Source organism: Vibrio sp. YIC-376 (assembly GCF_052353105.1).
Lineage (GTDB): Bacteria > Pseudomonadota > Gammaproteobacteria > Enterobacterales > Vibrionaceae > Vibrio.
In genome coordinates, this window is record NZ_JBBWFK010000004.1 from 279879 (window position 1) to 293716 (window position 13838).

Annotated in this window: 11 protein-coding genes; 4 read left to right on the top strand and 7 right to left on the bottom strand. The window is 41.4% G+C overall.

All coding sequences use genetic code 11. From position 1 onward, the window contains the following. Positions 1 to 208: 208 nt before the first annotated feature. Together cysK and cysZ are read right to left on the bottom strand one after the other, a co-directional pair. Positions 209 to 1177: a cysteine synthase A gene (gene cysK / locus WJM94_RS10350; protein ID WP_444494143.1), complete on the bottom strand. Its 969-nt coding sequence runs from the start codon at positions 1175 to 1177 to the stop codon at positions 209 to 211. A 166-nt stretch (positions 1178 to 1343) separates the two neighbouring features. After that, positions 1344 to 2087, bottom strand: coding sequence for a sulfate transporter CysZ (gene cysZ, locus WJM94_RS10355; protein WP_444494144.1), 744 nt, complete (start codon positions 2085 to 2087; stop codon positions 1344 to 1346). Between the two features lie 250 nt (positions 2088 to 2337). Here cysZ and zipA point away from each other — a divergent pair, with 250 nt between their 5' ends. The 4 genes from zipA to WJM94_RS10375 all read left to right on the top strand — a co-directional run bounded on the left by zipA (position 2338) and on the right by WJM94_RS10375 (position 7734). Further along, positions 2338 to 3291 (top strand): cell division protein ZipA, encoded by a 954-nt coding sequence (zipA, locus tag WJM94_RS10360; RefSeq protein ID WP_444494145.1) that lies wholly within the window; start codon positions 2338 to 2340, stop codon positions 3289 to 3291. Positions 3292 to 3378: 87 nt separating this feature from the next. Next, entirely contained in the window at positions 3379 to 5391 is a 2013-nt protein-coding gene (ligA, locus tag WJM94_RS10365) for an NAD-dependent DNA ligase LigA (protein ID WP_444494146.1), read from the top strand. A 499-nt stretch (positions 5392 to 5890) separates the two neighbouring features. Then, the gene (locus WJM94_RS10370; protein WP_444494147.1) at positions 5891 to 7276 is read left to right on the top strand and encodes a multidrug transporter; all 1386 of its coding nucleotides are present in this window, start codon (positions 5891 to 5893) and stop codon (positions 7274 to 7276) included. A 95-nt stretch (positions 7277 to 7371) separates the two neighbouring features. Beyond that, positions 7372 to 7734, top strand: coding sequence for a DUF2799 domain-containing protein (locus WJM94_RS10375; protein WP_444494148.1), 363 nt, complete (start codon positions 7372 to 7374; stop codon positions 7732 to 7734). A gap of 96 nt (positions 7735 to 7830) precedes the next feature. Here WJM94_RS10375 and WJM94_RS10380 read toward each other — a convergent pair whose 3' ends face one another. The 5 genes from WJM94_RS10380 to bcsE form a co-directional block, all read right to left on the bottom strand. Next, entirely contained in the window at positions 7831 to 8004 is a 174-nt protein-coding gene (locus tag WJM94_RS10380) for a hypothetical protein (protein ID WP_444494149.1), read from the bottom strand. 587 nt (positions 8005 to 8591) lie between these two features. Beyond that, positions 8592 to 9053 (bottom strand): NfeD family protein, encoded by a 462-nt coding sequence (locus WJM94_RS10385; protein WP_444494150.1) that lies wholly within the window; start codon positions 9051 to 9053, stop codon positions 8592 to 8594. A 9-nt stretch (positions 9054 to 9062) separates the two neighbouring features. Beyond that, positions 9063 to 9980 (bottom strand): SPFH domain-containing protein, encoded by a 918-nt coding sequence (locus tag WJM94_RS10390; protein ID WP_444494151.1) that lies wholly within the window; start codon positions 9978 to 9980, stop codon positions 9063 to 9065. Positions 9981 to 10188: 208 nt separating this feature from the next. After that, on the bottom strand, positions 10189 to 11811 hold the full coding sequence (gene bcsG, locus WJM94_RS10395) for a cellulose biosynthesis protein BcsG (protein WP_444494152.1): 1623 nt from the start codon (positions 11809 to 11811) through the stop codon (positions 10189 to 10191). A 172-nt stretch (positions 11812 to 11983) separates the two neighbouring features. Continuing rightward, complete coding sequence (gene bcsE, locus WJM94_RS10400; RefSeq protein ID WP_444494153.1) at positions 11984 to 13489, bottom strand: cellulose biosynthesis protein BcsE; 1506 nt, start codon at positions 13487 to 13489, stop codon at positions 11984 to 11986. Positions 13490 to 13838: the final 349 nt, after the last annotated feature.

Consider the following 13838-nt stretch of genomic DNA (forward strand, 5'->3'; position numbering starts at 1 on the left):
TCAAAGCGTGTTAGATCTGATACTAGTCAAAAGTTCTGCAATTACGCAACTGTTTGCGTGCGTAATCACTTTGAAACCTTTTTGTGTTCTGCTTCTTTATTTTGAAGCTAGAAATAAAACACCCTGATATTACCAAAGGTGGGGCAGGGATCAACAAAAAAGCCCCTGACCGGGGCTTTTTTAAACGAAAAATTGATTTGAACACGTATTACTGTTCGTTCTCTTTTTCAGTAAAGATACCTGCAAATAGTGCGGTACTTAGGTAACGTTCGCCTGAGCTTGGCAGAATTGTTACGATAGTTTTTCCTTCAAATTCAGGAAGTTCTGCGATTCTGTTTGCTGCAACCACTGCCGCGCCTGAAGAGATACCTGCAAGGATACCTTCCTCTTCCATTAGGCGGCGAGCCATCTCAATTGCTTCTTCAGAAGTTACTAGCTCAACACGGTCTAGAAGTTCTAAATCTAGGTTGCCAGGGATGAAACCTGCACCGATACCTTGGATTTTGTGTGGAGCTGGTTGAATTTCTTCACCTGCTAGTGCTTGGGTGATTACTGGTGATTCTGCTGGTTCTACTGCAACAGAAGTAATCGCTTTGCCTTTTTCGCCTTTGATGTAACGGCTTGTACCTGTGATAGTACCGCCTGTACCAACACCAGCGACAAGTACGTCGATAGCACCGTCAGTCGCTTCCCAAATTTCTGGACCAGTTGTCTTCTCGTGGATTTCTGGGTTAGCTGGGTTGTTGAACTGTTGTAGAAGAAGGTATTTTTCAGGGTTGCTTGCTACGATTTCTTCTGCTTTAGCAATTGCCCCTTTCATGCCTTTAGCTGCTTCAGTAAGCTCTAGATTTGCACCTAGTGCTTTAAGAAGCTTACGACGTTCAAGACTCATAGACTCAGGCATAGTCAGAGTCAGTTTGTAACCGCGAGCGGCTGCTACGAAAGCTAACGCGATACCTGTGTTACCACTGGTTGGTTCTACTAATTCTACATCTGGCTTAAGTTTGCCTGATTTTTCAGCATCCCAAATCATGTTTGCACCGATACGGCATTTAACACTGAAGCTTGGGTTGCGCGCTTCGATTTTCGCTAGAACGTTACCTTTGCTCACTTTGTTTAAGCGAACTAGGGGAGTGTTACCAATAGTAAGAGAGTTATCTTCGTAGATCTTGCTCATAGTGATGTTCCTTCATTACACGTTTTGTGAATATAGTTAGAAGAATATTAGGTCTAAAAAAAACGGAAAAGGATTAAAAAGTTATATCTTATTAGGTTGTCCGTTCTTTCAGCAAAAGAATAGAGGAAAAGCTGAAGCCTTTCCTTATTCTTAAGCGACTAGTTGATTATCTCTGATGTTTGAATTCTGCGACCCACATTGCGGTGGCTCCGCATATCGCAACCGGCATTACGATGAGATTCAAAATGGGGATAGTGGTAAACACGGAAACCAAAACACCAAACCCATAGGCCTTACCTTGTTTTTGTTTCAATTTGTAACGCATATCATTGAACGGGATTTTGTGATTATCAAATGGGTAGTCACAATATTGGATCGCCAACATCCACGCGGTAAAGATAAACCACAGGAATGGTCCTACCGTTTGCCCTAATGCTGGAATAAGTAGCAGCAAAAACAAGCCAATCGCTTTAGGTAGTGTATAAAGCAATTTTCTCCACTCTCGAGCTAATACTCGTGGAACATCTTTAATCACAGCGGTAAAACCATCGTCATTGATTTTTTGTCCGGTCAGGCTCTCTTCTACCTTTTCCGCCAACAAACCATTAAATGGTGCGGCGATAAAATTAGCTAATGTGCTAAAGAAATAAGAGAAAGTCGCAAGTATCGTTAGCGCGAGTAAAGGCCAAAGCACATACGTGAGCCAGGACAGAATGTCTGGTAGTTGCCCAATCCAGCCTTCAATCCATGCATTAAGATGAGAGAACAGATAAAAAATGGCTCCACCAACAAGCAGAATGTTCGCAAGTAGAGGCAACACGACAAAGCGTCTTATCTTAGGTGAGAGTGCTAGCTTTATCCCATATAGGAAATAACCGAATCCGGTTCTTGGCTGATTGTTTAGCGTCATATCCATTTCGTTTTGAGAGAATGAAAACTTATTGTACCTGTCGCGACTTTTCTTTCAATGCCCTAACAAATGACCTCTTATAAAGTGGAATCGTGGCAAGAATCACAACAAAAAAATGAACTTCTTGCATTAAGTTGTTCTAAACCTGCATATAGTTTTGGTAAAGTAAACGTATCATTAAGAATTATTGCACTTGGGTTGCTGCTCAAGGAAGTGCGAGTAGAACAAACAAGTATATTGAGAGTAAATAATGCAGGAATTGCGATTCGTACTCATTGTTGTTGGCGCATTAGCCATCGCAGCGCTGCTGTTTCATGGTTTATGGAGCAGTAAAAAAGAAGGCAAAGCAAAATTTGGTAACAAGCCGCTCGGCAAGTTGGAAGTTGACCAAGGTAAAGCTAGCCTAATCGAGCCAGAGCGAAATGTCGCTTCTGCTCCTGAAGACGATTTTGAAATCATTCGTAAAGATCGCCAAGAACCAGACTTTGGGATGGAAAATACGTTTGATACTAGGATTGAGTCGGATCCTCTGTTTGGCGGAGTACCGGAAGACAAGCCATTCAAGGATGAGCCTGAAGAGGTTCCTTCATTTGTGGCTGCGAAAAACCACGATGATGAAGTCGTAGGTCAAGAGCCGTTTATACAAGAGCCAGTGATGCAAAGTCCTGTTCAAACAACGGTAGAAGAATCTGTAGCGCCTGCGTTTTCTGCTCCGGTGCACGAGACGGAAGTAACTGAAGAGTTATCTGTTGCAGCTCCTAAAGAGGAACCAAAACCTGAGCCAGAAATGCAGGTGATTGTTCTTAACGTGCATTGTGCTGGTGAAGAACCATTTGTGGGAACAGAGCTGTTTGATAGCATGCAGCAAAATGGTCTTCTCTATGGTGAGATGAATATCTTCCATCGACATGTTGACCTGTCTGGTACTGGTAAAGTGTTGTTTAGTGTTGCCAACATGATGCATCCAGGTACGTTAGAACATGGTGACCCAGCAGAATTTACCACCAAAGGTATCTCGTTCTTTATGACTTTACCTTGCTTTGGTGAAGCTGAACAAAACTTCAACCTGATGCTTCGTACTGCGCAACAAATTGCTGACGACATGGGAGGAAATGTTCTGGATGATCGCAGAAACCTGATGACCCCAGACCGTTTGGCCGCTTATCGTCGTCAAATAGTTGAGTTTAAGACGGCTAACGCATAATCTTAATACCAAATAAAGAAGGGCTCCGGTTGGAGCCCTTTTTCTTCGATTCCAACCTCACCGATTGAAAAAATACGGGGCTTTAATATGTCTGAATCAGTACTTCAACGACTAGAAGAACTAAAAGAGTCGTTGCATTACCACGCTGTTCGTTACTACGTGGAAGATAACCCAGAGATTCCTGATGCTGAGTATGATCGCCTCATGCGTGAATTACTGGAAATTGAAGCTCAAAACCCAGACTTAGTTACTGTTGACTCTCCAAGCCAGCGTGTTGGTGGTAAACCTTTATCTGAATTTAGCCAAGTAACACATGAAGTACCGATGCTCTCATTAGACAACGCTTTTGATGATGGTGAACTAGACAGCTTCCACAAACGAGCGCAAGACCGAGTCGGCAACCAAAGTGTTAAGCAATATTGTTGCGAGCCTAAATTAGATGGCTTAGCCGTGAGCTTGCTCTACGAAAACGGGATTCTAGTGCAAGCGGCGACGCGTGGTGATGGGACAACTGGTGAAAACATTACTGAAAACGTTCGAACAATCAATGCTATTCCACTGAAGTTGAGAGGTGATGATTGGCCTGCTCGTCTTGAAGTGCGTGGTGAAGTTTTCATGCCAAAAGCAGGTTTTGAAAAGCTGAACGAGCTGGCTCGTCAAAAAGGGGACAAAGTGTTTGTTAACCCCCGTAATGCAGCGGCTGGTAGCTTGCGCCAACTAGACTCACGTATTACCGCTTCGCGCCCACTTAGTTTCTATGCATACAGTGTTGGCGTTGTTCTGGGAGCAGAATTGGCGGCTAGTCATTATGAACGCTTTCTGCAAATCAGGTCCTGGGGGCTGCCGATGTGTCCTGAAACCAAGCGCGTGGAAAGCTTGGCTGAAGTGAAAGCGTATTACCAAGATATCTTACAGCGTCGTGATGATTTGCCGTATGAAATTGATGGTGTCGTGATTAAAGTTGATGATATCGCAATTCAGGAACGATTGGGATTTGTCGCTAGAGCACCGCGATGGGCGATTGCTTACAAATTCCCGGCCCAGGAAGAGATCACCACACTGAATGAAGTTGAGTTTCAGGTAGGGCGTACCGGAGCAATTACACCGGTAGCAAAACTAGAACCTGTTTTTGTTGGAGGCGTGACAGTAAGTAACGCAACTCTACACAACGCTGATGAAATTGAACGTCTACAAGTGAAGGTTGGAGACCAGGTTGTGATTCGTCGTGCAGGCGACGTGATTCCTCAGGTTGTCTCAGTGATTCGCGAGCGCCGACCAGAAAACGCGCGAGATATCGTATTCCCGTCACTTTGTCCAGTTTGTGGTTCACATGTGGAACGTATCGAAGGGGAAGCGGTTACTCGCTGTACGGGTGGATTGGTTTGTCAGGCGCAGCGCAAGCAAGCTCTGAAGCACTTTGTGTCTCGTAAAGCGTTAGATGTGGATGGCCTAGGTGATAAAGTTATTGAACAACTTGTAGATCGCGAGATGGTGGAAACCCCAGCGGATCTGTTTAAGTTGTCAGCAGGAGTATTGACGGTCTTAGAGCGTATGGGGCCAAAGTCGGCGCAAAATATTGTCAATGCATTAGAAAAGTCGAAGTTAACTACGTTACCTCGCTTCTTATACTCATTGGGTATCCGAGAGGTAGGGGAAGCCACTGCAGCCAACTTGGCTCAGCATTTCAAGTCCCTTGAAACGATTCAAGCAGCGACTGAAGAGCAGTTAATTGAAGTTCAGGATATTGGCGTTGTGGTAGCGAAACATATCACGACCTTCTTTGGTGAAGAGAAAAATCAAGCAGTGGTTAAAGATTTACTCGATCAGGGTATTCACTGGCCAGAAATTAATGCTCCTGAGCAAGGCGTGGAATTACCGCTAGAAGGTAAGACAGTAGTGCTAACAGGGACACTTTCTCAGTTAGGTCGTACCGAAGCGAAAGAAGCACTACAAGCGCTTGGGGCGAAAGTAACGGGCAGTGTTTCTAAGAAAACGGATATTTTATTCGCAGGTGCAAATGCGGGCTCTAAATTGGCAAAAGCCCAAGAGTTGGGGATTGAAATTAAAACCGAGCAAGACTTGCTCGACTTAATGAATTAAGTCAAACAAAAACGCAGACACCTTTCTAATAAGCCCCAGTAGCTATGGCTCTGGGGCTTTTCTTCATCTTATTTTAAGTTCTAAACTCGTCTCTAAAATTTACGTTTTTAATCTTTTCAGTGATAAAGATCTCCCCCTGAATTATTAAATTTTTTTGTTATCTACTCTGCGAGGCACTTCAAGTTGGTTGAGGTTTTTATTCTAAGTTGTTGATTTGTATTGGATAATGTTTATTTGTGTTCGATATATTTAAAAATAAGATCTGGATCAATAACTTATATGGAACTTTGTTGTGGCTCATATTTTTTTAGAAAAAAAATAAGTTCCATTTGGATGTTTTTAGTCGCGAAGTTAGTCTTAATGACGTGTGATACACGGTGTGTATGCAGAAACTAAAAAAGCTAAGTTAGGAATAACGAAGCTTAATACTTCTCTCCTTCGGCGGCCAACTTAAGGAGAGATAGAAAAAACAGCTATATCTATTTTTAGGAGTTTTTCCATGGACAAATTTTTTAAGGTATCTGCTCTTACTGCAGCAATGATGGGGGCTGTAGTTGCTGCTCCTGCTATGGCTGAAGATCCAGTAGGCCCAGCCTACGCGGGTTCAGTTTCAGAGTTTTTCTCTGAGTCAACAATCAGCGGTAACGTAAACTTCTTTTTGCGTGCACGTGACCGTGCAGGTAAAGATGAAAACGGAAATGATACATCTAAAGTTGCTAACCTAGACCACGGTTCAATCTTTGCTAACCTCGGTTTCCACTCTGGCTACGTAGCAGACACAGTTGGTTTTGATGCAGTTATCTACTCTACATTCGATATGTGGAATAATGCTTCATTCGAACACGAAATGAACTTCTTCGATTGTGACTCACCATATGGTGCTGGTAGTTCATGTGATTCATACGAAACGGATAATGGCGTTTCGTTTGCTACAGCAGCAGCTAAGTTTAAGTTTGGTGAAAACTTTAATGCAAAACTAGGTTACTTCCAACCATCAGTTCCTAGCTCTCTAGGTGTGAACTGGTCATTCGCTCCAGGCACATACCGTGGTGGTGAAATCGGTGCGAACTTCGGCAAACTTGCGCTTGGCTTTGTTTACGCAGATGAATACAAGGCGCCATGGTTCAAAAAAACTTACGAGTTCAATGAAGGCTCTTTCTGGGGCGGAGCAGGTGAGGAAGCAGGCGATGTTTACTCATTTGGTGCTCGTTACGCTCTAGATAACGGTATCTCTTTTGATGCAGGTTACGGCGGTCTGACTGACGGCGATCGTAAGAACTTCCATTTCAAAGTGAAAGGCACTACAGATGGCGGTATTTACTGGTCTCCACAACTTTACGTTGTTGATGATGACAACCAATACGACAGCACAGCGTTCCAGGTAGCGCTTTTGACTTCTAAATCTATGGATCAATACAGCTTCCGTGCTGAAGCGACTTACACATCGGCTGATTCTGATGACAAACGTGGTCAAGTCGGTAACATGGCTTACCGTTTAACTGAGCAATACGGTGGTTCCAACGGTGCGTATGAAATCTGGTGGAACAACCGCTCTGACTTTAACCACGATGGTGAATATGCATTCTTCTTGTCTGCAGCTCGTGACTTCTCGGATATCGGTGGTAACGGATTTAGTGCGGGTCTGAGCGGTGCTTACGGTGGTGGTGCTAAAGCATCAGGTTACGATGAGTTGGTAGAGTACGCTTACAGCTTCTTCGCAAACTATGCAATTCAAGGTGGCGCGCTTAAAGATGCTAACATCAGCTTCTACTACACGAACTTCTACAATGATTCAGATGCGCCAGATTGGGGTCCATACTCTAACGCATTTAATGATGAAACAGACTTTAAACTAATTCTAACTATGCCATTCGGTGTAAAATAATTAGTAATTATAAAAAGCTGAGCATGTGCTCAGCTTTTTTATTTAATATTTTTTATCTTTTGCACATTATCGTTAGTATTTTAAAGGGGGGGGGTATGAAGAAAGTCTTATTAGTTTCACTTGTATTTCTTTCTCTTCAAGCATGTAGTAATGGCCCTAAAACAGCAGAAGAATACTGGTTTGGTCAAGGCGAACGATTTGGTGCAAATGGGTACCAATATAACAACGACATTCTACCTCAGTTGAAAGAAACCGTCGCTTTTGATGAGGCGTCATACAAGCGCGGATATGACGCAGGTAAAGCTGCGTATTGCGATCCCTTTAAAGCGTTTGAGAAAGGTGTTCAGGGTGTTCGTTATGATGACCAATGTGCTGATCAGCCACAAGAGACAATGATTAAAGCTGAATGGCAAAGAGGGTGGGATGCTTTTATCGGCTCTGACTTTTACAAGTTTTAATCATTGAGAAATTAATATTTTTATATTGCGTGCGAAGTTCACCTGAGTGGATTACCTGACTCAGATAAACTTCGTTTAATCAATTAGCTTCAGAGGCTATTTATATACGCCCCCATACATCTTGCATAATTCTCGAGGCAACTGCTTAACTGTGCCGTCACTGAAGGTACAGTCTACGCCCGCACCAAAAACATGTCCTTCATTTTGAGCTAACGAAACAGGTGAAGAAAATACCAAGCAAGCAAAAATTAAAGTAGCAATTCGTTTCATGGTAGACCTCTTATTTATTAATGACTTTAGGAATTAACCTGTGTCATTAATTTTTAATCAGATTAAAAATTAAAAAGATAACTAATTTTAAACTCTGTTTATTTTTAACTTTAAATATTGGAATTCTAATGTAAGCAACTAGTTGCTCTATTGCTGGGCTGGCATTACTACTCTGAACTGGTACTACTATACCCAAGTGTAATAGCTGAGCCCTTCGAGCATTACTTAGTCCTAGTTCAAAATATTATCGTTTTTTCATAGTACATCTTCTTACTTACCTAAAAATATAAGCATTAAACGGCTATGCTTATGCGTTAAGTATGTATCTAGACTTAAAAAGATCAAAAAATAAATTACTAATGTTTTATTTTTTATATTGAAATTAGATGGGGTGAAAATAGTGGATTTGTTTTTATCTCGTTGATTCTTTTCTTTGTGTTTAAAATAATGTAAGAATATAAAGAGAGGATATGAATATTATTATGGAACTTAATTTTTATTAGTAATTTAAACAAGATGATGAAATAAAAGAATAATTTCGATTAGATAATAAAGGAGCGATAAACGCTCCATTATTTTTACATAAGTTACTCAGAAACAGGCTCTATGATCAGGATAATTCCTTCTACAGCAACTATTTTTACTCGGGTTCCCGCCGGAATAGCTTGATCACATTGAGCTGACCAAGTGGTGTCTGCCACATGAATTCTATTGAGACCAATAGAAAAGTCTTCTTCGATGGTAAGTGTTCTGCCAATAAGTTGTTTGTATTTTTGATTCAAGTCTCGGGCTTGATCATCTTCTTTATCTTGCTTCAATTGTCGTCGCCACCATAACCAGGTCGTGACTAAACTGAACGTGGCAAAAGATAGCCATTGTAGCTGCCAGCTCATCGGTAACACCGATAGTATAACCCCAACTATGAGTGCGGAAATCCCAAGCCATAGGAAGTAGCCTGCCGTACCAAGTAACTCGATAGCAAGCAGGGCTAATCCTAACGCGAGCCAGTGCCAGAAAGTGATCCCGTCGAGTAAGCTAATGAAGTCCATAGGCGAATGTTATTCTTTATTCTGTTGTTTAAACATTTCTGCAATACCTGCTACTGAACCCATGAGGCCAGTGGCTTCAAGCGGTAGCATGATGATTTTTCCATTTTCTGCTTGGCCAATGCTCTTTAATGCTTCTGTATAACCTTGTGCAATAAAGTAATTCACGGCTTGCATGTCACCTTTAGCAATTGCTTCTGAAACCACAGAGGTAGCCTGGGCTTCTGCTTGTGCAGCACGTTCGCGAGCTTCAGCATGGAGAATCGCAGACTGTTTCTCACCTTCTGCTTTTAATATTTGAGATTGTTTGTGGCCTTCTGCTTTAAGGATCTCAGCTTGGCGGATCCCCTCGGCTTCAAGAATTTCAGCACGCTTGTTACGTTCCGCTTTCATCTGCGCATTCATCGCAGCCGTTAGGTCTGCTGGTGGCTGAACATCTTTGATTTCGATACGCGTCACTTTTACACCCCAAGGGTTTGTTGCTTGGTCAACAATGGCGAGTAACTTGGAATTGATCATGTCTCGTTGGCTAAGCATTTCATCAAGTTCCATTGAACCTAACACGGTACGAATATTAGTAAGAGTAAGGTTTCTGATTGCGTGCTCGAGATCGTTAACCTCATAGGCTGCTTTTGCTGCTTCGATAACCTGCACAAAGCCCACTGCGTCAATCGTAACATTGGCGTTATCTTTACTGATGACCTCTTGTGCGGGGATATCTAATACTCGCTCCATCATATTAATTTTATGACCAATACGGTCGATGAAAGGAATAATCAAATTTAACCCAGGCTTAAGCGTGTGAGTGTAACGGCCAAATCTCTCAACAGTCCAGTTGTTCCCTTGAGGGACGGTTTTTATGGCAGATGAAAGAATAATAATGGCAAGGACAACAAAAACACCGATAGTAATCAACGAATCAATTGGCATGGAATATTCCCGTAAATGCATAATGTCTGAATCATTTTTACTCATTTACTGCGATTAGACAAACATAAGATATGAAAAGCGTTAGGCACTATCGATTTTGATACAGTAAAGGCTGGAATAAACCAGCCTTTACGAATTTAAGTATGAGTAATTAGAGTCTGTTGACCTTTCGAACAAAAATGAATCGCGAAAGATAAACAGACCCTAACTATTTATTTGGATATTCAAGCCAATTCATTCCATCCAGGGATACGTAATATTTTCCGCCAACTTCCACAACGGTAGAGCCAGAGTTTTGTGCCACTAGCTGAGTTTTAGGTAAGTTTCTTATCAATGTCGTGACATCAAAGCTACGACTTTGATAAATGTTCTGTTCAAGAATATTGGCGACTAACTGTGATATCGCTAAGTAGCTTGATGTCTGATCAATATGTACCGTCTTACCTTGGCGTTGGATACCCTTACCAAAGATTTTGATACCAACAGGTGTGTGAACAATTGTTTGCGCTGGAATTTCACGCATACCCGATATTTGCATTTTATCACCCCTCATACCTGCGCCGTGCTCAGGTACTAAAGCGACAACAATATTGCGTCCTGACTTTTCCAATGCTTTGAAGAAAGCATAAAGATCATCGAGCAAGTTCTTCAAACGATGTTTATAACTTATCAGAGACGAAGTTGAGTTGGCATTAATAATACGGTTACCGTCGTGTAGAGAAATCGTATTATAGAGAGCAACGACCTTTTCATCATGACTACTCAGCCTTTGCTGCCACCATTTATCGAGAACTTGTTTGTCTCGGAAAATCGAAGAGCCATCGAAAGAACGTTGATATGGGGTCAAACCGGTTTGTGACATTAGCTCGGCTTTAAGGCCACCATTGTTCTTTATTAAATCCAAGAAATTATCGAATACACCGTCGTGGTTCATTAGTAAGTTTTCTTTGAATCCAAGTTTTCTCAAATTATCAAATAAAAAACACTGCTTTGATGAAGGAGGAGAGAACAATTGGCTGTGTTCTTGTTGACCACAACTTGCTCTGAGTAATCTTATGACTGCAGGACCACTGTACGAAGTGGCCGTACTAAAATTGTCGAACATGATATCGAATTCTTTGAACAACGGGTGATCCGCCAAACCAGCGATTTCTATGTCATCCCATGCAATAGAACAAGTGCTTAAGAACAATATGTCAAATGGTGTGTCAGTTGCCACATTTGTATTGAAGGTTACCTGTCTCGACGCCTCTTCAACAAAGAACTCTGTGGCCACACTATTTAGTATTGCATCATTCATCTCTGCTACTGGAGGAGAGGGTTTGCCCGGTTTCCCTGCTTCAATCGGTTGCGTCGGGTTAACCAAAGCCGTTGTCGATAGCTCTGAGCTGTCGGGAGCACTGATATAGATCATGGCTACAACAACAAAAACAGAAACCCGTAAGAACTTACTCAAAATGAAGTAAGAAGCACAAAGGACAAAGAAGCTTATCAGCACTTGCGTGGACAAGAGGCGGCCGATTAACTCTAAAGTGTAGCTAGACTCAAACTGCATTAGTTGAGCGGTTTGTGCGAGTAACGCATCTAGTGGTGGCAGGTAGGAGTCATAGTGAATTAGCCAAGCAGCAAGAACTAAAGCCACGCTGTGACGAATCACATTGATTTTCCGATCATTGATGGGCAGAGCGATGAAAAGCAGTAGCGCAAAATTTTCGAGTGGATGGAAAGCAATAGTACCTTGCATGTACAGGGCTATTTTCGCAATGAAGTAGATGTTCCACCAACCTAATCCGATTCGGGAATAGGTGTGTTCTTTAGAGTTCAATGCCATTACTTAACTGTCTTATTATTTGTCAAAGTGGTGTCGGGTTCAAAGTAACGCGAGCGTCGTAATTTTTGGTTATAAAAGCGTGTGACTAGCTTGACCATGTCACGCAGGAAATAGCCGAGAAAAGCGCCGATAAAGGTAAAGACAGACGCAGTGTGTAAAAAGTCGTGGATATTCATAGGGACTCTTGGGTGGAAATAGCTTGTTTTACTGCAAATGAAACCGGTACGTCAGTGGAAGGTGAGACTGTCGGAGTGAACAATTGCTTCTGGGTTGTCAAAGAAGAGACGTCTTTTGGAATTTCTATTTTACTTTCAATGATATTGTTCATCGCTGTTTCAATGCTTTCTTTCGTGTCCAGTGTGACCGTGGAATGAAACAGATCACGCACAGGAAACTCAAAAATATTGTTTATGGCGGTATCAATATCCGTTTTGCGAATGGCGCTGAAAAGGACATAAAGCGCATTATTTGTCGCCGTTACCACATCACCATCTCTGCGGATATGGCACAAACGTAAACATTCCTCAGCACTCATACCGGGCAGTAGGCTCAGCCTTACCAGTGAGAAATCCACATTGGAATAGACAGAACGAGTGATGATATTCGAGCAATATTTAACAAACTCCGTGTTTTGTAGATACCCTTTGCTCTCAAACCTTAGGCTGTATTTGAGAAGTGTATCTAAGCTCGCAGGTAAGGTTCGGCTCAGTATGTGTCCTTGGATAGCTTCAACTTGAGTCATAAAGCGGATATACGGAACTTGATATGGAACGATAAGGTTAACACCAGCACGAAGTAGTAACTTTTCGTCTGTATATCTTAAGCATTGTTGTGTTTCTCGAATGACAATCTTCAACTGGCTACCAAAGTTCACTCTTAACTGATAGCAATTGATTGCTAACTCTTTTACTTCACCTGGATTCGTACAACTGAAAATGAAGGTTGCTGCCTGTGGATTATCAATCATAGTCAGCAAGTGTTGATTGTTGTCGGCGACCAACATCCCTTTGGGTGTGTTTATACTCTGAATGAGTGCAGGCTTAGTGATATAGCAAATATGACTATCTGGCTTACTTTCTACTTTGTCACTATCTTGGGCCTTTTTATAACGAGTTGCTTGTAATTTATGCTGTTCGTTATGCGTCAATACATATTCTTCGCCGGCGGTTACGCCGTACTTGTTCAACCAAAATCTTACTAAATAACGAAAGCGATACTCATCTAAAGATGTCATTGTAGTTAATCCAGCGATAGCTTGATTAATTGTTAGCAACTTGGACTCTAGCTCCACCATTCCAAAATGACCATATAGACAGAGTGTCACGCATAACCCTTTCTTGCCGGCAAAGTGTTTTATATTGTAAAGGAATGTTTCTATTTCTTGGGCCGTAAAGTTAGAAAGCATAGATTCATTTATAAGTAAAATAAACTGAGAACATTCCATGCTGTCAATATTAATTCTGTGAATGTCCTCGAATAATTTTATTGCGTTTGGTTGGTTTTTATATTTGTCTTTGTTTAAGAAGTAAACATATTTAATATAATTGTCAGTTAGTTTGTTGAATTGATATGAAGAATGACAATTTAAATCAGAAAGGAATGTTTCTTTGTCAGTGAAAATTGTAATTAAATTGTTGTTATCATTATTTATAGAGCTGAATAGAAAGTTGATTGCCATAGAGAGAGTCGAGAATAAATTGACGTAGACTGATTTGTTCTCTTTCTTACTGATAAGTACGGGAAGGCCGCTTAATATGGACATAAAACACCAAAAATCATATAGATAGGCGCAGTGTTCTCAGGGGGAGAGCTCAGCTATGCCATTGTTGACGAAAATTTAATCTTAGTGCCAATAAAATGACAATATGATACTAAACTAATTTGATCATAAATAAAAATAGATATAGCATTGCTATAATCAATTATTGCAGGTAAGTAGGATAATTATTTTAGCGGAGATTGAATGTTATAAATGGTATTTCCGCGACCTTGATTTTTTAGGGTTTAATTAACATTTTTTCATATTA